17 protein-coding genes are annotated in these 22,432 nt (G+C 69.0%); 4 read left to right on the top strand and 13 right to left on the bottom strand.

What is annotated here, in order from left to right; translation table 11 throughout:
* Positions 1 to 67: 67 nt before the first annotated feature.
* Together AB0H86_RS32565 and AB0H86_RS32560 are read left to right on the top strand one after the other, a co-directional pair.
* Entirely contained in the window at positions 68 to 1,111 is a 1,044-nt protein-coding gene (locus AB0H86_RS32565) for an NAD(P)-dependent alcohol dehydrogenase (protein ID WP_362447128.1), read from the top strand.
* 99 nt (positions 1,112 to 1,210) lie between these two features.
* Entirely contained in the window at positions 1,211 to 2,608 is a 1,398-nt protein-coding gene (locus AB0H86_RS32560; protein ID WP_362446936.1) for a GH1 family beta-glucosidase, read from the top strand.
* A gap of 1 nt (position 2,609) precedes the next feature.
* On the opposite strand, the gene AB0H86_RS32555 is transcribed toward AB0H86_RS32560, so the two are convergent.
* The 3 genes from AB0H86_RS32555 to AB0H86_RS32545 form a co-directional block, all read right to left on the bottom strand.
* A complete protein-coding gene (locus AB0H86_RS32555; protein WP_362446934.1) occupies positions 2,610 to 3,908 on the bottom strand; it encodes a phosphatase PAP2 family protein in 1,299 nt (432 codons plus the stop codon).
* Positions 3,909 to 4,183: 275 nt separating this feature from the next.
* Positions 4,184 to 5,173 carry a hypothetical protein gene (locus AB0H86_RS32550; RefSeq protein ID WP_362446931.1) on the bottom strand — a complete coding sequence of 330 codons (990 nt, stop codon included), beginning with the start codon at positions 5,171 to 5,173 and terminating at the stop codon, positions 4,184 to 4,186.
* A 19-nt stretch (positions 5,174 to 5,192) separates the two neighbouring features.
* A complete protein-coding gene (locus AB0H86_RS32545) occupies positions 5,193 to 5,795 on the bottom strand; it encodes a helix-turn-helix transcriptional regulator (RefSeq protein ID WP_362446928.1) in 603 nt (200 codons plus the stop codon).
* A gap of 367 nt (positions 5,796 to 6,162) precedes the next feature.
* Between AB0H86_RS32545 and AB0H86_RS32540 the strand changes: the two genes are divergently transcribed.
* On the top strand, positions 6,163 to 7,482 hold the full coding sequence (locus tag AB0H86_RS32540) for an MFS transporter (RefSeq protein ID WP_362446925.1): 1,320 nt from the start codon (positions 6,163 to 6,165) through the stop codon (positions 7,480 to 7,482).
* 89 nt (positions 7,483 to 7,571) lie between these two features.
* Here AB0H86_RS32540 and AB0H86_RS32535 read toward each other — a convergent pair whose 3' ends face one another.
* The 7 genes from AB0H86_RS32535 to AB0H86_RS32505 all read right to left on the bottom strand — a co-directional run bounded on the left by AB0H86_RS32535 (position 7,572) and on the right by AB0H86_RS32505 (position 17,352).
* Positions 7,572 to 8,780 (bottom strand): ROK family transcriptional regulator, encoded by a 1,209-nt coding sequence (locus AB0H86_RS32535; RefSeq protein WP_362446922.1) that lies wholly within the window; start codon positions 8,778 to 8,780, stop codon positions 7,572 to 7,574.
* Between the two features lie 69 nt (positions 8,781 to 8,849).
* Positions 8,850 to 11,429, bottom strand: coding sequence for a beta-galactosidase (locus tag AB0H86_RS32530; protein ID WP_362446919.1), 2,580 nt, complete (start codon positions 11,427 to 11,429; stop codon positions 8,850 to 8,852).
* Positions 11,426 to 12,361, bottom strand: coding sequence for a carbohydrate ABC transporter permease (locus tag AB0H86_RS32525; protein WP_362446916.1), 936 nt, complete (start codon positions 12,359 to 12,361; stop codon positions 11,426 to 11,428). Before AB0H86_RS32525 ends, AB0H86_RS32530 begins: the two co-directional genes overlap by 4 nt.
* Complete coding sequence (locus AB0H86_RS32520) at positions 12,361 to 13,266, bottom strand: sugar ABC transporter permease (protein ID WP_362446913.1); 906 nt, start codon at positions 13,264 to 13,266, stop codon at positions 12,361 to 12,363. The genes AB0H86_RS32525 and AB0H86_RS32520 overlap by 1 nt, the downstream gene beginning before the upstream one ends.
* Positions 13,267 to 13,272: 6 nt before the next feature.
* Positions 13,273 to 14,559, bottom strand: coding sequence for a sugar ABC transporter substrate-binding protein (locus AB0H86_RS32515; RefSeq protein ID WP_362446910.1), 1,287 nt, complete (start codon positions 14,557 to 14,559; stop codon positions 13,273 to 13,275).
* Between the two features lie 585 nt (positions 14,560 to 15,144).
* Positions 15,145 to 16,413, bottom strand: a complete 1,269-nt coding sequence (locus AB0H86_RS32510) for a hypothetical protein (RefSeq protein ID WP_362446907.1) — start codon at positions 16,411 to 16,413, stop codon at positions 15,145 to 15,147.
* Between the two features lie 246 nt (positions 16,414 to 16,659).
* A complete protein-coding gene (locus tag AB0H86_RS32505) occupies positions 16,660 to 17,352 on the bottom strand; it encodes a M24 family metallopeptidase (RefSeq protein WP_362446904.1) in 693 nt (230 codons plus the stop codon).
* A gap of 286 nt (positions 17,353 to 17,638) precedes the next feature.
* On the opposite strand from AB0H86_RS32505, the gene AB0H86_RS32500 reads away from it, so the two are divergent.
* Entirely contained in the window at positions 17,639 to 18,469 is an 831-nt protein-coding gene (locus AB0H86_RS32500; RefSeq protein WP_362446901.1) for a hypothetical protein, read from the top strand.
* Between the two features lie 100 nt (positions 18,470 to 18,569).
* Here AB0H86_RS32500 and AB0H86_RS32495 read toward each other — a convergent pair whose 3' ends face one another.
* From AB0H86_RS32495 to AB0H86_RS32485, 3 genes are all read right to left on the bottom strand, one after another.
* Entirely contained in the window at positions 18,570 to 19,676 is a 1,107-nt protein-coding gene (locus tag AB0H86_RS32495) for an FAD-dependent oxidoreductase (RefSeq protein ID WP_362446898.1), read from the bottom strand.
* 264 nt (positions 19,677 to 19,940) lie between these two features.
* Positions 19,941 to 20,417 (bottom strand): carboxymuconolactone decarboxylase family protein, encoded by a 477-nt coding sequence (locus AB0H86_RS32490; protein WP_362446895.1) that lies wholly within the window; start codon positions 20,415 to 20,417, stop codon positions 19,941 to 19,943.
* An 81-nt stretch (positions 20,418 to 20,498) separates the two neighbouring features.
* Positions 20,499 to 22,400, bottom strand: coding sequence for a glycoside hydrolase family 97 catalytic domain-containing protein (locus AB0H86_RS32485; RefSeq protein ID WP_362446892.1), 1,902 nt, complete (start codon positions 22,398 to 22,400; stop codon positions 20,499 to 20,501).
* Positions 22,401 to 22,432: the final 32 nt, after the last annotated feature.

Here is a 22,432-nt window from a genome sequence, read left to right as displayed (position 1 = left end):
GTCGACCACCCGGTGGGGCCGGGGCCTTGCCCGCCATGCCGACATCGCGGAGTCGGCGGTGCACGACATGATGACGCCGGCGCTGTCCGTCACCGCCGCGGGCGGACCGTTCGTCCCCACCACACTCACCCGGCGCGATCTGCGCGGTGACGACGTGCACATCGAGATCGCCTTCACCGGAATCTGCCACAGCGACCTGCACCAGGTTCACGGGGAGTGGGGAGACGGCATCTTTCCGATGGTTCCCGGACATGAGATCTCCGGTGTCGTCAGCGCGGTGGGTGAGTCTGTCTCCGCCTACCGGGTGGGCGACCGAGTCGGCGTCGGCGTGATGGTCAACTCCTGCGGGAGCTGTGAGCACTGCCTCGCCGGCAGGCAGCAGTTCTGCGTCGAGGGAGTCGTCGAGACCTACAACTCCCGGGACTACGACGGCACTGTCACCTACGGCGGCTACAGCAGGAGCATCGTCGTCCGGGAGTCGTTCGTCCACGGCCTCCCGGACGAGATCGACCTCGAGGGAGCCGCCCCTCTTCTGTGCGCGGGGATCACGGTGTACTCGCCATTGCGCCGGTGGGGGCCCGTCGTCGGCAAGAACGTCGCGGTCGTCGGAATCGGCGGTCTGGGGCACCTGGCGGTGAGGATGGCGGCCGCGATGGGTGCCGAGGTCACCGCGGTCAGCCGTGGCGTCGGGAAACGTGCGGATTCCCAGCGGTTGGGAGCGACGGACTTCCTTTCCGCGGAAAGCCCGTCCGACCTCGGCGGTTCTCGCAACAGATTCGACCTGGTTCTGAACACCGTCTCGGCATCGCTCGCGATGGACGACTACCTCGCCCTGCTCCGGCCCGGAGGCGTCCTGGTGAATGTCGGAGCCCCGGGGGCTCCGATCAGCTGTCAACCGTTCTCGCTCATCGCGGGCAACAGAGCGATCGCCGGGTCGATGATCGGAGGGACGGCCGAGACCAGGGAAATGCTTCGGTTCTGCGCGGAGAACGACATCTCCGCAGAGGTGGAAATCGTGGGCGCGAAGGAGATCGAATCCTCGTACCGTCGCCTGCGCGACGGCGAGGTGCGGTACCGCTTCGTCATGGACGCCACGACCATCGGAGGATAGGCGGGATCTCAGGAAGCCCGTACGGCCAGAATCAGAATCCGACTTTCGGATCTTCGGTCGCGCGTCGGTTCGGCGTGCCACTTCGAGAGAGGCCTGCAGTTGTCTTCAGACTACGAGTTCCGGAAGTTTCCAGAGAATTTCAAGTGGGGAGTGTCGACGGCGGCGTACCAGATCGAGGGCGCCGTTCACGAGGACGGCCGCGGTCAGTCCATCTGGGACACCTTCTCCCATGCTCCGGGAAACACCGCCCGGGGCGACAACGGTGACGTCGCGACCGATCACTACCACCGGTTCCGCGAAGATGTCGCACTGATTCGCGGCCTCGGAGTGGGCTCCTACCGATTCTCGGTGGCATGGCCGAGGATTCAACCGGAAGGACACGGGCCGGCGAACCTCCGGGGGCTGGACTTCTACCAGCGCCTGGTCGACGAGCTCCTCGGCGCGGGAGTGGAACCCTGGCTGACGCTCTACCACTGGGACCTCCCCCAGGCTCTGGAGGAGCGCGGCGGATGGCGCAGCCGGGACACCGCCGAGCGCTTCGCCGACTACGCCGCGCTGGTGCACGACGCACTGAGTGACCGTGTCACCTGGTGGACGACCCTCAACGAGCCCTACTGCAGCGCGTTTCTCGGGCTGGCCACGGGCGAACACGCGCCTGGCGCCCGGGAGGGACACGGCGCGCTGGCGGCCGCACACCATCTGATGGTCGGACACGGTCTCGCCGTGCAGGCGATGCGGGCACAGCGACGGGGCGAGGAGAAGTTCGGCATCACCCTCAACCTCAGCGACGTCAGGCCGGCCTCGGCGGACCCGGCCGACCGGTCCGCCGCCGAGCGGCTCGACCTTCTCCAGAATCGCGCGTTCACCGACCCGATCCTGGGCGGAACCTGGCCGTCTCTGGAACGCCAGGTGTGGTCGGAGATCAGCGATTTCGGCTTTCGTGCTCCGGATGACCTCGCCCTCATCCGGCAACCCCTCGATTTTCTCGGTGTGAACTTCTACTGCCCCTCCTACACCAAGTTCGCGCCCACGGCGGAGCCGGACCCGGAATTCCGGTCGGCGGCCGACATCGACGCGCAGAACGTGCCGCCGGCAGAGCTGCCGCGCACCGCGATGGGCTGGCCGGTCGAGCCGTCCGCGTTGACCCGGTTGTTGTGCCGGCTCAAGGATGAGTATCGAGAACTCCCGCCGATCTACATCACCGAGAACGGCGCGGCATTTCGCGACGTGATCGATTCGACGGGCGCCGTACTCGACCCCGAACGCATCGAGTTCATCGATGCCCATGTGGGAGAGACGCAGGACGCCATGGCAAAGGGGGTGGATGTCCGCGGCTACTTCTGCTGGTCCCTGCTGGACAACTTCGAATGGTCCTACGGATACGCGAAGCGCTTCGGCCTCGTCTACGTCGACTACGACGATCTGCGGCGGATTCCGAAAGCCAGCTACTACTGGTACCGGGACATGATGCGGGCTCACCGACCAGACGCACCATGACTCACACCAGTTCGAGTTGCGGTTCCGGTCGCTGCGCCGGCACGGCCTTCGGATCCCACAGCTTGGTGGTCCGCACATAGCCGTAGACCACTGAGGCCGGCGCCAGAAGGAGAAGTGGTCCGAACACCCATGGATGTTCGGCCATCTCCATCGCCAGATAGCGATACGACACCAGGAGCGCGGCGAAGACCGTCGCACCGTAGGTGACCAGTTGGATTCCTGACCGCTCCCAGCCGCGGTCGAAGGAGCGCAGCGCCGCCTCGATCGTGATCGTGAACACCATGCCGGCGACGAGATCCACGCCGTAGTGGTAGCCGAACCCCAGCGTTGCGGCGAGCGTGGCGATCAGCCAGAACGTGCCGGCGTAGCGCAGAAGCCGTGGGCCCCTGCGGGAATGAATGAAGATGGTGGTGGCCCATGCCGTGTGCAGGCTGGGCATGCAGTTGCGTGGGGTGATCTCGTCGAACGACATCGGGTGCGGGGTGGTGAGCGGCGGCGGCGTGTGGGGCCACAGGTCGGCCAGCGCCCACTCCAGGCCGCCGGTGCCGGAGTCGCCGGGGCCGTAGGCGAAGACCGGTCCCACCACCGGGAAGAGCATGTAGATGCCCGGCCCGAGGAGGCCGATGACCAGAAAGGTGCGCACGAGATGGTGGCCCGGGAAGCGGCGCTCGGCCGCCACGTTGCGCAGCTGGTACAGCGCGACGACGACCGCGGCCACCGGAAGCAGTGTGTAGACGTAGTCGAGAACATGGACGATGATCGGGCCGGAGGCCGTGACGATCCGGCCCACCAGCCAGGACGGGTCGCCCAGCGCGTGATCGGCGGTTGCCACGTACTGGTCGAGCACCAGCGGGCGGGTCTTCGACGTGATGAGCAGCCAGGCATCGCCCGTCTTGCGGCCGGCCACCAGCAGCAGGCCCAGCCCGACGCCCTTCAGCAGCAGGACACGCTCCTGGCCGGTGCGGCGCGTGACGGCGATGACCGCATAGCCCAGAATCACCCACAACGCGCCGTTGCCGAAGGGGTGGCCGTCGGTCTTCTCGGCATCGACCGCCCACCGCACCAGCAAGAAGACGACGTCGATGCCGATCGCGACACCAGCCGCGATGACCCGCTGCCGCCAGGTCAGCACCACCATCATCAACGCCATACTGGCGTACAGCAGGAAACCCGATTTCGGGGGGAATATCGCCTCTTGCACCTGGGCGGTGATCGGCCCTGGCGCACCGTAGCCACGCGCGGCGATCTCCAGCGCTATGAGGAATCCGAGGGTCACCACGCCTGCCGTGGCCCACAACACCGCCCGTGGCTGACACCACGCGGCGACCTTGAGTCTGCTGCTGATGCGCGAAAAGACCCGCGATGCGATAGATATCAATTGTTTGACCGATTTGGTAGATGCCGGTTAAATAGGTCACTCTTTGTACCGGATAGCGTGATTTTCCGGTGAAGGGCTGGTGATGAGGGCACTCGTCGTGAGCCCGAACATGCTATCGGAGCGGTCCCGCGTCTCGGCGGTGGCCATGAAACTCCCGACGCCCGGCGGGCATCGGGGGCTGTCACGGGTCACCGGTTTCAGACGCTGTGGCGTTCGACGAGCCTCTTCATGGTGTCGAAGGCGGGCTTGGGAGCGTAGTCATCGGTGGTGAGCCCGAATTGGTGGAACAGTCCTGGCTCCGCGCTGTCGGCGTCACGCAGCGCGAAGTGCGTGTAGCCGCTCAGGTTGAGTCGCTTCGCCTGGGCGGCGACGACCCGTACGACGGTCTCGACGACGTCAGCCTGCCGGTGCGGGGGCCGGTCGGGTCCGGTGGGCCAGCCGTGCTCGGTGATGTGCAGCGGCAGGAGTCCCAGCCCGGCGGGGGTCAGCACCGCGTCACGGTGATGGCGGAGCAGTCCCTCCACCGCGTTTTCGAGGTCGGATACGGCAACGGGCCGGAAGACGTCGGGGAAGAAGTCCAGGCCCACGTAGTCGAGATCGGCGATGAAGCCTTCCCCACCGCGGTCGGTCAGGTCGGTGACGAAGGAGGCCGCCGGTCCGAAGAGGGGGGTGGTGTTGAATCCCACCCGCAGGTGACTGTGCCCGAGTTCGCGTGCTCGCGCTTTGACGGCGGACACCCCGCGGACGATCGCCTCCCGCACCGCCGGGTAGTAGCCGTCCAGCACGGGGTTCGACGTGTCGTTGGGCTCTTCCGTGACTTGTAAGGTGCTCGTGACCGGGCCGTACTGCTCGACCAGTTCGCGCAGGAAGTCGCAGTAGCCGTCGACGTCCCCGGCGGCGGACTGGTATTGCGCCACCAGATCCAGGCGGCGCCCCCGGACGGCGTACTGGGCTGCGGCGATCGGCGTCGCGGTCGCGTGTGGCTCGCCGAGCCTCGTGGTGTCGTCGAAGCCTGTGTAGGCGCGTACCAGAAACGGGCGATCCGGCCGGCCCTGGAGGCGGTCGAGTGCGCTCGACACGAGAGCCGGGTCATCGGGCAGGCCGCGGGCCAGTCCCCCGGCGTCATCACCGGTGACTCCGCCCGGGTAGATCCCGAAGAGCATGCCGTCCTGTGCTGTCGGCGTCATCCGCTCATTTCCTCTCTGTTCAGTGGTGCTGGGTTGCGGGATTTGTCGTGGCGGCGACCGGCCAGATCAGGGAGCCGGTGCGGATGTCATCGATGGCCGAAGCGATCCATGTCATCTCGGCGCGAGCGAGGCACAACGCGTATTCGGCCTCGATGACGTGCAGGCGAGGGACACCGGCCGCCAGGGCGTCCGAGAGGCGCTCCTCATCGGCGGACGTCCGCTGTCGCAGGCATCGGGCGCGCTCGGTCAGGGCTTCCACCGCGCCGCTCGGCCCGAGGGCACCGAGGTAGGTGACCGCGCCGAGGAACTGCGAGAACTCCCGCTCCGGGTTGCGGATCTGGGAATCCAGGCGTCGTACGAGTTCGGCGTGGCCGGCCTGCGTGAGGGCGTAGACCGTCCTCTCCGGTCGATTTCCCGAGCGCTGCCGGCCCTCCGAAACGACCCATCCCGCTTCGGCCAGGGCGGCCACCGTGTTGTAGAGCGTGCCTCGCGTGATCAAGGCCGCGTGATTGTCACTGCGCTTGCGCAGTTCGGCGAGCATCTGATGCGGGTGCGAGGACTGTTCCAGCAGGAGGCCCAGCACCGCCAGGACGATCGGGTTGTCGAGAGCGCGACGTGGCATAGTCGAACTCTATCAGTCCAAATAGACTATTGAGCAAGGGTGCCGGCCCAGGACGCCACGCCCTGTGTGTCTCAAGAACCGTCAACTGTGGTGTGCCGGGTACGAGTTGGCTGCGCGCCTCCTGGCGTTAATTGCGTTTCGCGCCGGGCCGCCGAGGGCTAGTGTCCGGGGGGAGCGAGACACCCACGAGGAGCGAAGACATGCCCGGTCGTCCGAGCGCGCGTTGACGTCGTAGGCCGTGATCGGCCTGTCATCGCGTGCTGCCCTTGTTGTTGCGGCACAGCGAGCCTTCCCGTCCGAACCGTAGGTGCGCCTTTCGGGCGCCGGGTGGCGGGGCCTCGTTTTTCGGCAACCCAAGGGATCCCCCGTGCCGTTCGCTTCCCGCGCTGAATCCGATTCCAGCCGTCCTGCTCCGCCGAGCCTGTGGCGGGACGACGACTTCCGCAGATTCTGGGTGGGGCAGACGGCCTCCCAACTCGGCGAACACGCAAGCCTGGTGATCCTTCCGCTCTTCGCCGTCCTGACCCTCGACGCCGGCGCCGGCCAGCTGGGCATCCTGCGCGCGGTGGGGCAGGCGCCGATCCTGTTGCTCTCGCTCTTCGTCGGCGCGTGGGTGGACAGGTGGCGGGCCCGCACCGTGATGGTGCTGACGGACATCGCCCGGACCCTGGCCCTCGGCGCGACCGCCGTGGCCGGCGTCCTCGGTTGGCTGGGTCTGCCCGGGCTGTTCGTGGTCGCCGTCGCCGTCGGGGCCCTGTCCTTGTTCTTCGACGTGGCGTACCAGACGTCTCTCGTACGGCTGGTGAGACGCGATCAGTTGGTGCGGGGCAACAGCGCGCTGGAGGGCAGCCGGTCCGCGGCCCAGATCGCCGGTCCCGCCCTCGGCGGCGCGTTGGTGTCCCTGCTGTCGGCGCCGGTCGCTGCCGCCTCCAGCGCACTGTTCTTCGCGCTGTCGTTCCTGTCGATCCGACGGATCCGCCGGGTCGAACCGCTCCCGAGACATGCGGAACGTCCCCCTCGGGTCTGGCGGCAGATCCATGAGGGTCTCCGCTTCGTCCTCGGTGACACCTCGCTGCGGACCGTGTGCCTCGCCTCGGCCGCCTTCCAGTTCTCGTTCGCGGCCACGATGACCGTCTATCTGCTCTTCCTGCCGCGCGAACTGCACCTGTCGGGCACCGCCGTCGGGCTGGCGCTCGCGGCGACGGGACCCGGCGCGCTTCTGGGCTCCATGCTGGCCGCCCGCCTACCGAAACGGTTCGGGTACGGTCCCGTACTCGTGTCCGCGGCGGCACTCGGCGACGGCGTGATGCTGTGCGTGCCCGCGCTGCACGGCTCCCCCGCGGTGACGATTCCCGTACTCCTCGCGGTCAACTTCGTGTTCGGGACCGGCGGTCAGACGGTGAACGTCACGATCATGACTGTCCGGCAGACACTCACTCCGGACGGGATGCAAGGCCGCGCGGCCGCGACGATCACGTTCGCCGGCATGGGGATGACCCCGCTCGGGTCCCTGCTCGGCGGATTCCTCGCGCAGGAGTGGGGGTTGCGCACCAGCCTCCTGGCAGCGGCCGCGGGCATGGTGCTGTCCCCGGTGCTGATGGCCTTGTCTCCCCTCGCCCGCCTGGGGACCAGGCTTCCGGCCCCGCAGGACGCGCCGCCGCCAGTGGGTCGAGTGCCCGAGGACTGAGGGGCGGCGCCCCCTCAGGGCGGGCCCCCAGGGCGGGCCCCCTCATGGCGGGCTCCAGAAGCCGCCGGGCGCGCCCAACCCCCTACGATCTACGGTCGTCCGTGACCTGCCTGATCGCTGCCATGATCCGGGTCCGTCCGCGGCCGGGTTCTCGCCGGGCTGGCAAGACCCAGACGGGTGAGGAACTGCTGCAGGGTGAAGGCCGCCATGCCCAGGGCCACCGCGTTGCCCGGGACGTGGGACGGCTCGACGGTGAGGCCCGGCAGCGAACCGGGCAGGACATGGTGCGGAAGTTCGTCGCGTACGGCGGGCACGAGCCATTCGGCCAGAGCCTTCGAGGTCCAGCCGGTGAGGGTGATCCTTGGGATGTTGAGCAGGTTGACCAGGTCGCCGAGCGCCGCGGCGAGGTAGCGCGAGGTACGCAGGGCCAGGCCGATCAGCGCCGGATCGCCCGCGGCGAGACCGTCGGCGACCGCCTCGACGAAGTCGCGCTGCCGTCGTTGCCGGAGCGCGGGGTGCAACAGGTCGATCTCGGCGAGCGTCGTCTGCAGACCGTGGACACCGAGATACGCCTCGACGCAGCCCCGCCGACCGCAACGGCACTGTCTGCCGTCCAACTGGAGCAGCGTGTGGCCCCATTCACCGGCGTTGTTGGTGGTACCGCGGATCAGTGAGCCGTCGACGGCGATGCCGGTGCCGACGCCGGTGCCGAGATTGACGACGGCCAGGGTGTCGACGCCGCGCCCCACACCGAACCACATCTCGGACAGGGTGAGCGCCTTGAGCGGATTGTCGACGTAGACGGGGATCTGGAGGCCCTTCTCCAGCATTCTCTCGATGTGGACGTCGTGCCAGTCCCAGTTCGGTGCGAAGACGGAGACGCCCGCGTCGGGATGGACGTGCCCCGGCATGCTGACGCCGACGCCGATGATGCGCTCGCGCTCGGTTCCGCCGGACCCGACGGCCGCCTCGATCGCGCGGACGATCCCGTCGACGACGTAGTCCGGGTCGTTCTCGTGCTCGTCGAGTGCGACCTCGCCCTGGCCGAGCACGCCGAGCGCGAGGTCGTACACCGTGGCGTCGACGTAGGTCTCGGCGACGTCGACGCCGACCATGCGGCCGCGGTCGGGGTTGATGGTGAGACGCTCTTGCGGCCGCCCTCCGGTGTTGCGCTCCACGGTCGCGATGTGCAGCACGTCCTCGGACAGGAACTCGGTGACCAGTGTCGCGACGGTCGCCGGACTGAGACCGGTGTGCCGGGCGAGTTCCTGACGGGTGGACGACCCCAGTTCGAACAAGGCGTGCAGAACCTCGAACCGGTTTTCGCTACGAAGATCACGGGCCGTGTGCCGCGACACCATTCTCCTTCAGCTGTCAGCAGACTCCAGCCACAGGGTACGAAGCTCCGCCTCGCCCTGCCCCACGGTGCCCTTCACCAACAGGGTCAACCCGGACCATCCCGGTGGAACCCACAATACGTTCGAGTCTCCGCCCGAGAAAGCCGGTCGGTCACCGACCCAGACGCGGCCCACACACTCCCCGGCGGCCCATCCGGTCGCGCGGATCCGTGATCCCTCCAGCCGTACCAGGAAACCGTCGTCGGACGGCGGCAGGTCGACGTCGAGCCACACCTCCTCTCCCGGTTCCAGGGCCAGCGGCAACCGCACACCCCGCGCGGGGCCCGCCCCGGCGGCGAACCCGGTCAGAAGGTCGTCGTCCTGAACCGAGCACGACCAGTCCGTCACCGGCTCAAGGCTGAGCACCTCGGCTCGAAGGCCACCGCCACTGGGGTGGTGCGGCATCGTGACCGAGATCTGATGATGTCCGGCAGGCAGCAGAACCCAGGGGTCCTCGGCGTGGACGGTGCGCGGCTCGCCGTCGTCCACACTCACGCGCACCGGCTCGACCATGCCCCGCAGGTGCAGCGCCGACGCGGTGGCCGACCGGATGTCGCGGGTGTAGGTGACCGGGAGGGCGACGCGGGTGCTGCTCCACCCACCGAGCTCGCGCAGGGGCGCCGGCCGACCGGCCCACTGGTCGCGCACCGACCACAGGGCCGACACATCCGCCACGTCCCGGACCGTCCACAGGGTGCCGAGTCCGCGCAGCGCGCCGAGGCGGAGCGCCGGCAGACGCGCGTCGTCGAAGTTCGCGTGCCCCCAGATCTCCACCATGGCCTCGACGGCGACGTGGCCGGTCGCCTCGCGGACGTCGATCCGCCGTGCCGCACCGAATCCGGCGATCGTCGGATGTACCCGGCCGGCGATCGAAAGGTCGACGATGTCCGCCGCGCCGACGAGCAGCAGTTCGTCGACACCCGTCAGATCCGCTGTGGTCCGGTAGGTTCCGCGCCCCCGGTACACGCCGAGCGACTCCAGCGGCGGCGGCACCTCATGGGAGCCCGCCGGCTCCTCCGGAGCGAGGGCCGGTCGCCGCCGCACATCCCGTACGGCGGTGGGTTTCGTCGTACTCCGCCGGGGTGGCGCGTCGGCCAGGTGCACCGTGCCGTCGCTGTCCGTCGTTCGCAGGCGCGCGGCGTCCGTCGGCGCCAGCGCGACAAGCGTCACTCCCCCGACGGCCGCCCGCTCGGGCGCACCGGCCGCCGGCGCCGGGATCTCGACCCGGGTGCCGCCCAGGACGACGGTGACCGGCGCCTCGGAGGAGAACGTCAGCACGCCGTCCGACGCCGCCACCAGATCCGCGGACGCCAGGGTGAGCGTGGCGTCGAAACCCCACGACTGGAGCGGTACGTCCACCAGCATCAGCGGACAGGAATCAGCGGCGACGGCGACCGGTACGCCGTTCACCACCGCCCTGCCCGGTGTCGTACCGAGATGCGGTACGGCGATGAGCCGGCCGCCTCCGTCGAGGTCCAGGGCCGACGGTGACGAGCTGGTCGGGAAGTCGGCGGTCACCGGTACCCGAGGCACGGACGAGGTGGCGAGCGCCAGTTGCGATCCGAGGGTGTCGATCACCCGCGCGAGCACCTGACCCTGGGCGTACTCGGGCCGTTCGGCACCGGTGGACGAGACGTATCCGCCGAAGTCGTAGCCATGGCTCATGAAGTTGCCGGGGCTGCCCCAGTTCCCCGTGGACGGCGTGTAGCCGAAGTTCCACCCGGACGACTGGAGATAGGGCGCGATCAACGAGGCGCCGCTGGCCAGGAGCCGCCGCAGCGTCCGGTGGCGCCGGTTCGTCTCCGTGATCAGCAGCGGCAGGTCGCGCTCCGCCAGCACCTCGGCATAGCGTCGTACCTCGGGTTCGATGTGCGGGGAGTCGTCGTCCGGGTAGAAGTTGCACGCCGGTACGACGCCGGGGACGTTCCCGGTGGCTCCTTCGATGTCGCCCTGTCCGGCGCAGGCGATGAGCGGCACGGTGATGCCGTGGCGGATCGTCTGGTCACGCAGGTCGGTCAGATATCCGGTGCGGTCCGCGCAGTCGAAGAAGTCCAGTTCGTTCTCCAACTGCACCATGATGACGGGGCCGTCCGCCGGGTACTGGCGTCGGGCCAGGAGCGGCAGCACCTGGTCGAACCATGCGGTGACCTGGGCGAGGAACCGCGGCTCGTGCTGGCGGACCCGCAGGTCGGGATCGAGGCCCAGCCAGGCCGGCAGCGCGCCGCCGTCCCACTCGGAACAGATGTACGGGCCCGGCCGCGCGATCACGTACAGCCCGGTCTCCTGCGCGAGGTCCAGGAACGCGGCGACGTCGCGTCTGCCCTCGAAGGACCAGCGGCCCGGTGCCGTCTCGTGGAAGTTCCACGGCAGGTAGACGTCCACGCAGGTGTATCCCGAGGCCCGCACCTGTTCGAGCCGCGCACGCCACTGCTCCCGCGGAAGGCGGAAGTAGAACAGTGACGCGCACAGCACGACACGCGGGCCGCCCTCGGTCCGGATGCCGCGGGCGTCGAGCTCGACGCCCCCGCTGACGACTGTCGGCTGACTCACTTGACCCCCGCGCTTCCGCCGCTGATGTCCATTTCGTACAGGTACCTCTGGCCGAGGTAGTAGACGGCGATCATCGGCAGGGTGAGCAGGATCGAGCCGACCATCACCAGGTTCCATGGCGGCGGCTGGCCTGCCACCGCCGTCGTGGTGATGTACTGCACGCCCAGCGCCAGCGGCATCTGCGACTCGTCGTTGAGGTAGATCAACGGCCCCATGAAGTCACCCCAGGAGTATGTCAGGGTGAAGATGCCGATCGCGATCAGCACCGGCCACAGCATCGGGAGCATGATGCGCCGGTAGATGCCGAAGAATCCGAGCCCGTCCACCATGGCGGCCTCGTCGAGCTGGTTGGGCAGGCGGGACACGAACTGGCGTACCAGGAAGACGTTGAAGGCGTTCGAGAAGAAGTTCGGCACGATCAGCGGCAGATAGGTGTTCACCCAGCCCAGGTCCTTGAACAGGATGAACTGCGGAATCATCGTGATCTGCGTCGGGATCATCATCGTCGCGATGACGACGAGGAACATCACGTTCTTCCCGGGGGCCCTCAGGCGTGCGAACGCGTAGCCGACCAGGCCGCTCGACACCATCTGGCCGATGACCGAACCCACCGAGATGATCAGCGAGTTGACCAGGAACCGGCCCATCGGCAGATCGGTGCCGAACACCCGGGTGAAGTTCCTCCACTCGAACTCGTGCGGGAAGATCGTGAACGTGTTGGTGGTCACCGTGTGGTCGCTCGACAGCGCGATCGACACGGCGAAGACCAGCGGCGTCGAGAGCAGCGCGGACACCACGATCAGGGTCGCGTAGGTGAACGGCGTCGCCCGGAACACCCCCAGGACGCGGGGCGCGTCGCCGGCGCGCCTCTTGTCGTCCTGGCGCTCCGTCCCCTGCTGCTGCGGCGCGACGGTGGATACCACGGTCGCCATCACTTCACCTCGGTCTCGTAGAACACCCAGCGGCGGGTGGTGCGGAAGGCCAGCAGGGTGAACACCATGATCACGGCGAACAGCAGCCACGAGATCGCCGACGCATAGCCCATGTGGTAGTAGGAGAACGCCTGGTCGAAGAGGTACGGCACCGTGGTCTGGCTCGCGTTGTAGGTGCCGGGCTGGGACGCCTTCGGGGTGAGGATGTACACCTGGGAGAAGATCTGGAACGCCGCGATCAGCCCCATCACCAGGTTGAAGAAGATGACCGGCGTCAGCTGCGGCACCGTGATGCTCCAGAACTGCCGCACCGGTCCCGCGCCGTCGATCTCGGCCGCCTCGTACAGCTCCCGCGGGATGCCCTTCATGGCGGCGAGCAGCAGGACGGTGGCGCTGCCGGCGCTCCACACCGACAGCAGGATCAGGGCGTACTTCACCCAGCTCGGGTCCAGCAGCCACTGCGGCCCGGAGATACCGACCCACCCGAGCACGTCGTTGAGCGGACCCGACGGGGCGAGCACCACCCGGAAGGCCATCGACGCGGCAACCAGGGGCACCAGCGTCGGCAGGTAGATCAGGGTGCGGAACAACTTGCGGGCACGGACCTGCTTGTTGAGGAGGTTCGCCAGCCACAGCCCGATCAGCAGTCCGAGCGGGACGGATATCGCCGCGTAGTGGAAGGTGTTCCCGAGGGCCTTCCAGAACACGGGATCCTCGGTCAGCAGCTTGACGTAGTTGTCCAGACCGACCCACTTGGGCGGGGTGAAGGAGTCCCAGTCCGTCATCGAGAGGTAGATCGACGAGATCATCGGTCCGAGCAGGAACGCGAGGAAGCCGATCACCCACGGCGAGACGAACAGGTAGAACGAGAGCGCCTCACGGCGCCGTAGCTTCGTCATGGCCATCGCAGGTCATCCCGCGGACTTGATGATGGACTCGAGGTTCTTCTGGAGCGCGGTGAGCGCGGTCTTGGCGCTCTTCTCCTTGCCGAGCCAGAAGTCGGCCGTCGCCGTGTCGATCGCCGCGAGCATCTCGTTCCACTCGGGGATGAACGGGGCCTTGAAGAGGAACTCGCTGGACTCGGCGAACACGCCCATGTCCACCGGGGTCTTCATCCACGCCGGCTTGAGGAACGCGTCGCTCTGCTGCACCTCGAGGTTGGCCGGTACGTCCTGACCGGTGGAGATGATCTGCTGCTGGGCCGTCGGTGAGGTGAGGAAGTCGATCGCCTTGAAGGCGTTGTTCGGGTTCTTCGCGGTACGGGAGATGGCGAGGCCGCTGCCGAAGGAGGCCACGGCCTGCTTCTTGCCACGCCACATCGGCGCGATGTCCCATTCGAACTTGGTGTCCGTGAGGCCGGCGATGGCCCAGAACCCGGTGGCGTTGACCGCGACCTTGCCGTTGGCGAAGGCCTGGTCGCCGCCGACGTCCGTACCCATGTCGGCGTACTGCGCCTTCGTCGGCACCACACCGTACTTGGAGACCAGGTCGCCCGCCCACTGCAACGCCTCGACGACCTCGTCGCTGTCCGCCGTCGGCCTGCCGTCCGCGTCGATGATGGCGCCGCCGTTCTGGTACGCGAAGCTCCACCACTGGGGCCACCAGCCCGCGCCGCCATAGCCCCAGGTCTTGCCCTTCTCCGTCAGCTCCTTGAACGCGTCGAGGGCGTCGTCCCAAGTCCACTCTGCCGTAGGCGCCTTGATGCCCTTCTTGTCGAACAGGGTCTTGTTGTAGTAGACGATCATCGCGCCGGAACGGTCCGGTATCGCGTAGACCTTGTCCTGGTACGAGTAGAGCGACCCGATCGTCCCGAACCGCTTCGCCAGGTCGAGCTTCGCGCTCTTGGCGAGGTCGTCGAGCGGCATGAGCTGGTTCTTGCTCGAGTAGACGTTGACGTTCTCCGCGACCTGCATGATGTCCGGGCCCTTGCCGCCCGCGATCATCGTCTGCACCTTCTGCGGGTACGAGTCCGACGGGATCAGCTGGAGCTTGACCTTCAGGTCGGGGTACTTCTTCACCAGCAGGTTGATGCGCTTCTGGTACGTGGCCCGGTCGGTCTCGCCGCCCCACACCGTCATCACCAGGGGGTCGTCGCTCGAACCCGCGCTGGAGCCGCACGCCGTGAGCGTGATGACACCCGCCGCGACTCCCAGGCCCAGAAAACCCCGTCGCGAAAACCGCGCTCTGTCAAGCGTCATGGCACTGCCTTTCCGTGAAGCACGCACACGCCCGGAAGCCGTCCGACGAGCACGCCGGACTTCGAATGGCGGTTAAACTAACCGTCGTTTTAAGCCAGCGACAAGACCTTGTTTCACACGGGTTTCAGCCGACACCCCGGTCGTACGCCATCGCAAAGCGGTCATCTTCGATGTCCTCGCAGGTGGGGTGCCGGTGCGGGAAGCGCCGTGGCGAGGAGCGGATGGTCGACAAGTGTGTCGGCCAGGAGTCTCCGCCACCGTTTCAACTCGGCGGCGAGCGGCGGGCGGCGTGCGCCTGGCGTCGCGGGGTGAGCCCGTGTGCGGCGGCTACGACGACGGGGGTGAGGCGGTTCGGCTACCGCCCTTGACACCGGTGCGACGCGTGGGGGACTTTGTGTCGCGAGCGAGCACGTCACGCTGGAGTACGGGTCGGTAGGCGGCTGCGTATGCGCCGTTTTCTGGCCGCCTGCTGGGCGGAAGGGCTTGGCTGATACCCGACGAGCGCGGTGACCGACTCGGCGCCGCACGTCCGCGACGCCGCTCTTGCACTCGCCGCCCAGGAGCGGCTGCCGCTGCCGGGACGTTTCAGGTACGTCCCCCGCAGGCGGCCCAGACCTCTTCCAGCAGTGCCGGATAGTCCTCGCCGTACGTGACCACGGCGGCGAACACCGCGTCGAGGGCCGCCTGCAGCGGGTCGGTTTCGGCGGCGCCGGTCACGGCGGGGACGGCCAGGTGCGGCTGCGAAAAGCGCGAGGAAAGGGCGGAGGCCCCGATGGTGGCACCCATACCGCGCCCCGTCGCTCCGGCGCGCTGCGGGGCAGGTGCCGTCCTCTGCGCGAAAGCGGCGGCGGGTCCCACGATCTGCGTCCCGTGCCCAGGTTCGGGCATGGGCACACGCGCGTGGGGCCGCTGGGGCGGGGTGGCCCGGGCGACCGTCCGGTCGGGGACCCGCGGGTCCGCTGCCAGGGCCTGTGACAGGTGCGCCGGTTCGTCGAAGGGCGGCGGCAGCTCACGGCGCTCGGCGAGAGCGGTCAGCGCCGCGGCGATCCAGTCGAGCCCCGCGAGACCGGCCACCTCACAGGCGCGTCGGGCCGCCAACAGGGCTACCGCGCGCTGCTGTTCGGGACCGGCCGCGTCCAGAGCGTGGACCAGGTCGGGGTCGAAGCGAAGCAGGCCGCGCACGTTGCCGCGGACCTCACGCAGCGCCTGGCTCGGCAACTGCCCGCCCCACCCCCACCGTTCGAGGGCGAGTCGCTGTTCCCGCTGGGCCTGTTCCTGCGCGAGGCGAGCGAGACGCTCGGCTTCGGCACGTTCCGCCGGCGTGGGAGGAGGGGGCTGCTTGCGGGCGAAGTCGTGCCAGTAGGCCGCGATCCCCGCGGTCTGCTTCAGTACCCGGTCCGGCGCGGGCCCGGCGGGCCAGAACTGCAGCAGGTAGGAATCCAGTTGAGGCTCCTCATCCAGCCGGGTGTCGTCCTTGCGCGCCTGGTCCATCCCCTTCGCGCAGAAGCGCACCCGGTAGTCCGCCTCGTCCAGGTCCAACTCCCAGTCGGTCTCGGCCGCCCACTGCACGAGTACGCTGCGCGCCGAGGCCGGGCGGAAGGACACCTCCACGACGTCCTCCCAACCCGGCTCCAACGGCGGGGCCTGGTCGTGCACTTCGACGGTGAAGCCGACGTGACCCGTGTGCAGCCCGGTGTTCAGCCACAGGGCGCCGGGGATCGCGGCTCCGCACAGGCCCCCCGTCTGGCCGGCGAACGACTCCGCGAAATAAGGGCCGAAGCTGTCCGCATCGCTCTCCACGTAGATCTGGCCGTAGTGCACATGCACTTCGCCCTCGACGGGTCTGCGCACCATCACGCCCTCCCTCGCGTCATCGTGCGACAAGCTCGGCCCTCACGCCGCGGCATCACGACGTCGACTTCCACGCGGATCAGGCTTCGGGCGTCCCAGGGTGTCTCGTGCGGCCCCGTCCAGAAACAATTCATGTCCGCCAGCCTAGGAAGCCCCACTGACAACCGGATGTCATCGGGGCTGCCCGAGCGGCGGGGGCATGAGAACCGCACAGATCACCGCATCGGGCCGGTGGGATCGATCAACCGGTCAGCCGAGGGTGAGGAGTTCCTCGTAGAAGCCGCCGAACTCCCGTTCCCGGTCGATGAGATGGATCTCCAGGATCCAGTGGCAGCGCCGCCCGGTCTTGTCGGTGCGCCGCAGTGGCGTGGTGTTGGCGGGGGCGATGTACGACTCCACGTCCGCGCCGTCGATCCACTCGTGCGGGAACTCGCCCACCAGGTGCCCCGCATGCCAGCCGCCCAGCTCCCACCCGGCCGCCACGGCCAGCCGCTCGACCTCGGCGTACAGCCGCGCGCCGGTGATGTCCGGGTCGGCCTCGAAGAAGCGCCGGCCCGCCGCGAAGACCTTCGCGAGGTCGTCGCGCAGCCGTTGCTTGACGGGATCGTCCCCGAGTACGAACGTCCGCCCGAAGTCGGCCTCGTACTCCTCGAAGATCGGCCCGAAGTCGGCGAACACGATGTCGTCCGCGCCAATGACCCGGTCCGGCGGGTTCTCCCGGTAGGGCTTCAGCGTGTTCGGACCCGAGCGCACGACCCGCTTGTGCCAGTGCCGGGTCGTACCGAACAGCTCGTTCGCCAGATCCCGGACCCGGTCGCTGACCGCCCGCTCCCCTTCTCCCGGCGCGAGCAGCCCGCGCGCCTCGACCTCCGCGAACAGCAGCTCGGCCTTCGCCTGGGCATCGAGCAGACGCGCGGCGCGCGTGGGTTCGTCATCCGCCATGCGGCCGACCGTAGGCATCCGAATCATCGTCCGGCAACCGAGTTCCTCAGGACTGCGGTCCCAGGGGGCGCGGCCGGCCCCGAAATATGCGTGGGGTCTGAGAATCTGTGCAGGAGCGTCACACAGACTGCACGTAGCCTTTCGAAAGCCTGGTTACCGTGACTGACCGTTCCATCCTTCGTACGAACGTGTCAGACCGTGGCCCGAGCGGGTCGCGGCGCAGTCAACCCAGGAAGACCAGATGGACTACTGCTCCTCGTGTCGCCGGCACCTCAACGGTGCCCTGATGTGTCCCGGGTGCGGCGCCTACGCCCCCGACATCGCTCCGCCCTTCCTGCACGGCCGCGACGGCCTGGCCCCGGGCGCGTGGGCGATGACCGGCGACGCAGCCGGCACAGCGCACGCAGCAGAGTCCGCGGCCTCCGACCGGTGGCACGACGAGACCGTGCGTGACGAGGCGGAGCTCGGGACCGGCGCGAACACGGCCCCGCACACCGACCCGTCCGCCGACGTCGACGGTGTGCCGCCCGAGGGGCAGGGGCGGGCGGCCCGCCGTCGCCAACGGGCTCGCTGGAAGAAGAACCAGCGTCGGGCCGTGGTCGCGACCGCGGTCGCACTCGTCGGAGGCGGCCTGACCATCACCACGATGAACCGGGGCTCCACCGACCAGGCCCAGGCGGCCACCGCGCCCGACAACCGGAGTATGGGCGCCGCGGAGGAGCAGGCACCCGAGCGCTCCCGTCCGGCGTCGGCACCGCCCACCATCCACCGGTCGTCACCCACCACCCCCGAGGCCGAGCCACCGGTCACCAACGACCCGCGGGAGCAGTCCCTCTCGACCCCGTCCCGCACGACCCGGTCGGTCGATCGGCCGGACGCCGGATCGCCCCGTCCGGCCGCCTCGTCGACCCCGCAGTCGCAGAGCACCACGCCGCCTCTCGACACCACGACCCCTGAGACCACGACCCCCGAGACCACCGATCCGGCGACGGAGCAGCCGTCGAAGACCGCACCCACCAACGGCAACGGCAACAGCTCGGACCACTCTCAGACCCAACCCGCCCCGGCATCCACATCGCCGACGCAGCTCTGCCTGCTCGTGGTGTGCCTCGGCTGACGGCGTTCCCCCGGCAACGCCGCCCTCGGGACGGTCCGGCGCCTCGGCGCGACGGACCGTCCCGGCGTTGTGGCCGACGTACTCTCCGCGTTCCGGCGGCTCAGGCCGCGGTGTATCCGAGCTGCCGCCTCATGTACGGAGTCAGCAGGGTCTTCGCCTTGGCGAGGGTGCTGGTGCGGGCGCCGAGGACCGCGGTTTCGCCGCCGGGCACGGGCATCATGGTCACTCCGTCCGAAGCGCCGAACGGCACGATGAGCGGGGTGCGGTGGATGGGCCGGTAGAAGCGGGGCTCCTTGCGGTGCCTGCCGGAACTCTGCAGGTGGGCGCGGATGTTCCAGGCAGCGAGGTCGGCCTGGGCGAGCGCGACGGGGGTGATCTTGAGCTCGGTGGCGTCGTTCACGTCACCGACCGCGAACACGTCCTGCCGTCCCTCGACCCGAAGGGTCCGGTCCACCTTCACGTGCCCGCTCGGGTTCAGCCAGTCGCCGTGCCCGGCCAGACGCAGCCAGAGCGTGTTGGGGGTGGTGCCCGTCGCCCAGAAGGAGAGGTCGGCCTCGACGACGTTTCCGCGGGCGTCGCGATACGTACCGAACACGTTGCCCGGGGACATGAAGGAGTCGAGCCGCACGTCCACGTCGTGGGACTCCAGCCAGGCACGGGCCTTGTTCCCGGCCCGCGGGCTGCCCGTGGCCTCGAGGAGCGCCGGCCCGGCGTGGGCGAGGGTGACCCGGACGTCCGGCCGGGCCAGCCGGATCTCGGCGCCGAGTTCGACGCCGGAGGGCCCACCGCCGACGACGAGGACGTGCTCGGCGCGGGCGATGTTCCGCTGATGTCCGGCGAACGACTTGGCCGCCTCCTCGGCGGTGGTTCCGGTGAAGCGGGCCGGTTCGGGGTAGTCGGCGCCGGTGGCGATCACCACCACGTCGTACGGGAGTCGCTCGCCCGTGGCCAGCACCACCTGCCGCACGGCGGTGTCGACACGGACCGCTTTGCCCGCGACCACCCGGCCGTCGCGCAGCAGCCGGTCGTACGGGATGAACGGGGTCATGGTCCACTCCGGGCGCACACCCGCGCGCAGGGAGGCGATGCGGTGGAAGAAGATCTCCTTGCGATCCACCAGCGTGACCCGCGCCGTCCCGTCCAGTCGTTTCGCCAAACGCACGCCGGCATAGCCGCCGCCTATCACCACTACGTCGCCGTCACGCACACCGAGCCTCCTGTGGAGCTGTGGGGGGATGGCGAGTGCCGCGATGGAGGCGCCGTCCTCGACCACTCGACTGCCGGTGAGCGTAACGCTTGAAACCTAAAGCTCTGGTAGGGGTTCGTGTGCCTTGTGTGAAGCGACCGTGCGGATGTCGGTGTTCGCCCGGGCCGACGCCCCGGGCTCCGTCGAGCGGAGCCCGGGGCGTGTACTGCCGCCGGAGTTAGGTGGTAACCGGCGGCCTCGGCCGGCTGCTCTTCGTTGTGCGGGTTATCCGAACTGGCCGGGCTGGTAGTCGCCGGCGGGCTGTTGGACGATGACGTTCAGGCGGTTGAAGGCGTTGATGAGGGCGATGAGCGACGCCAGGGCGACAAGCTGCTCCTCGTCGTAGTGCTTGGCGGCCTTCGCCCAGACCTCGTCCGGGACCCCGCCGGCCGCATCGGCGATGCGCGTGCCCTGTTCCGTCAGTTCCAGGGCGGCGCGCTCGGCGTCGGTGAAGACCGTGGCCTCCCGCCAGGCCGCGACCAGGTTGAGCCGCACCGAGGTCTCCCCGGCGTGCACGGCGTCCTTGGTGTGCATGTCGGTGCAGAAGCCGCAGCCGTTGATCTGACTGGCCCGGAGCAGCACCAGGTCCCGGGTCGCGGTCGGCAGCGTCGAGTCCGCGGCGATCACCTTGCCCGCTGAGGTCAGGTGCTTCAGGACCTTGGCCGCGAGGGGACTGCCGAAGACGTTCAAGCGGGCTTCCATGGTGCACTCCTTGCCGTTGTCGGTGGGTACACCTCCATGACGGGACAGCTCGGCAGGTTGTGACATGGAAGCCCGAACTGCTCAGCGGTAACAGGTCGTTACGCCCGGACGCCAGGGGCAGGCGATCCCGGCGAAGCCTCCGTTGGCGACGACATCGACGCTGAGGGTGTCGCCGCCGCGCACCACCCGCCGGTCCTGGACGAGACCGTCGGCGCCGTCCCGGATCGTCTCGACCAGCCACCGTCCGGCGCCGACGGACAGCGGCACCCCGGCTGTGTGGGCGGCGCCGGCGTACACCCCTCCCAGGAACCAGCGGTCGCCGCTGCGGCGGGCGAGGACGGACTCCTGGCCGGGGAGCCCGGCGAGCAGCCGGGTGTCGTCCCAGGCCGCGGGAACCTGGTCGAAGAAGTCCCGGGCGAGCGGCCGGTCGTCGTACGACTCGGGGGTGCCCGCGAACATCTGCAGACCCGACTCGTACACGACGGTGAGCCCGACCTCGGCCGCGTCGGAGTTGGGGCGCAGGCCGACGCGTTGGAAGGCGCCCGGGGTGAAGTCCATGGAGCCGATGACGTTGCGGGTGAACGGCAGGGTGGTGAGGTGGGCGGCCGTGTTCGTCCGCTTCTCCTCACCGCCGACGCCCTCCAGGGTCATCACGTGCGGCCAGGTGCGCTGGATGCCCTTGGGGATCGTGGAGCCGTGGAAGTCGACCAACAGGTGGTGGGCGGCGGTCTCCGGGAGGATGGTGTCGTACCACTGGAGCATGGACTGCGCCTCGGAGTTCATGAAGTCGATCTTGACGCCCTTGACGCCCCACCGCTCCAGGGTGGGCAGCCACTGGGCGCGTTCCTCGGGCGTGTCGAGGTCGCGTTGATGGATCCAGACGATGATCCCGACGCCCTTGGCGCGCGCGTAGTCGACGAGTTCCGGCATCCAGCTGTAGGTCTGCCAGTCGGGGTCGGTGACGTCCCACTCGTCCTTCTTGAAGTACCAGCCCGAGTCGACGGCCTCGTAGGGCCAGTTCCGTTCGGCGGCGTAGTCGACGTAGGCCTTCTGCGCCGCGAGGCTCTGTCCGGCCTCCTTCCCACCGGCGAGCCAGGTCCACAGCACGGTGCCGGGCCTGATCCACCCGGGGTGGGCGACCTTGGAGGCGGGGGCGAGGTCGTCGGTGAAGGTGGACCGGGTGACGGTGGCGAGGTCGCCGGTCACCATGGCCCGCCAGGAGGTGGAGAGAGGGCCGTCGGTGCGGACCCGTTCGTCGGCGAGTTGGATGCGGTAGGTGCCGCTGCCCTGGGTGTGGGCGAGCCGGGCCCCCGAGTAACCGCCGGTGAGGTCGGACTCGGCGAGCAGGGTGTAGCCGCCGGGGGTGGAGAAGAGCGCTTGCGGAGAGTAGGCGTTGGTGGGCGCGGTCGCCGCGGTGTACTGGGCGAACTGGCCCTCGTTGTCGACCCGGTAGGTGCTGAGCCATGCGCCCGCGTCCTGCGGCAGGTTGAACGCGGAGGTCTCGCCGAGTACGTCGCCCAACCCGGCGGGCAGGACGTACCGGTAGGCGACGCCGTCGGCGGAGGCGCGGACGACGAGGTCGAGCCGGGCGCCGGCCGAGGTGGCGAACGACAGCCGGGTCTCGTTCATACGGACCCGGCGGCCCAGCCGCTTGCCGGACTTCGTCCGGTACCGCTCGTCGACCAGCCGGTCCTTGCGGTGCAGGAAGCGCAGTCCTTGGGAGAGGTCGGCCTGTTCGGTGACGATGCCGACCGGCGACGGTTCGATGACCGTACGGCCGTCGCGGGACACCGCGAGGCTGAGCGTGCCGGTCGTGTCGTCCAGGGATATCCGCGCACGAGGTGCGTGGGCCGCCGCCGAGACGGCCCAGACGTGGTCGCGGGAGCCCAGGTCCTGTTCGGCCCGCGCGGGCACGGTCGTGAGGAGGGTGGCCACCAGCCCGGCGCAGAGTGCGGTGACCGCGGTTCTGATCGGAACAGCCATGAGTGTCTTCCCTGTTGTGGATCCGGGCGGGC

Origin of the sequence: Streptomyces sp. NPDC050997, from assembly GCF_040660135.1 — a bacterium.
Taxonomy (GTDB): domain Bacteria; phylum Actinomycetota; class Actinomycetes; order Streptomycetales; family Streptomycetaceae; genus Streptomyces.
The sequence above is the reverse complement of the archived record's forward strand: the minus strand, read 5'-3'. Positions and strand labels throughout refer to the sequence as shown.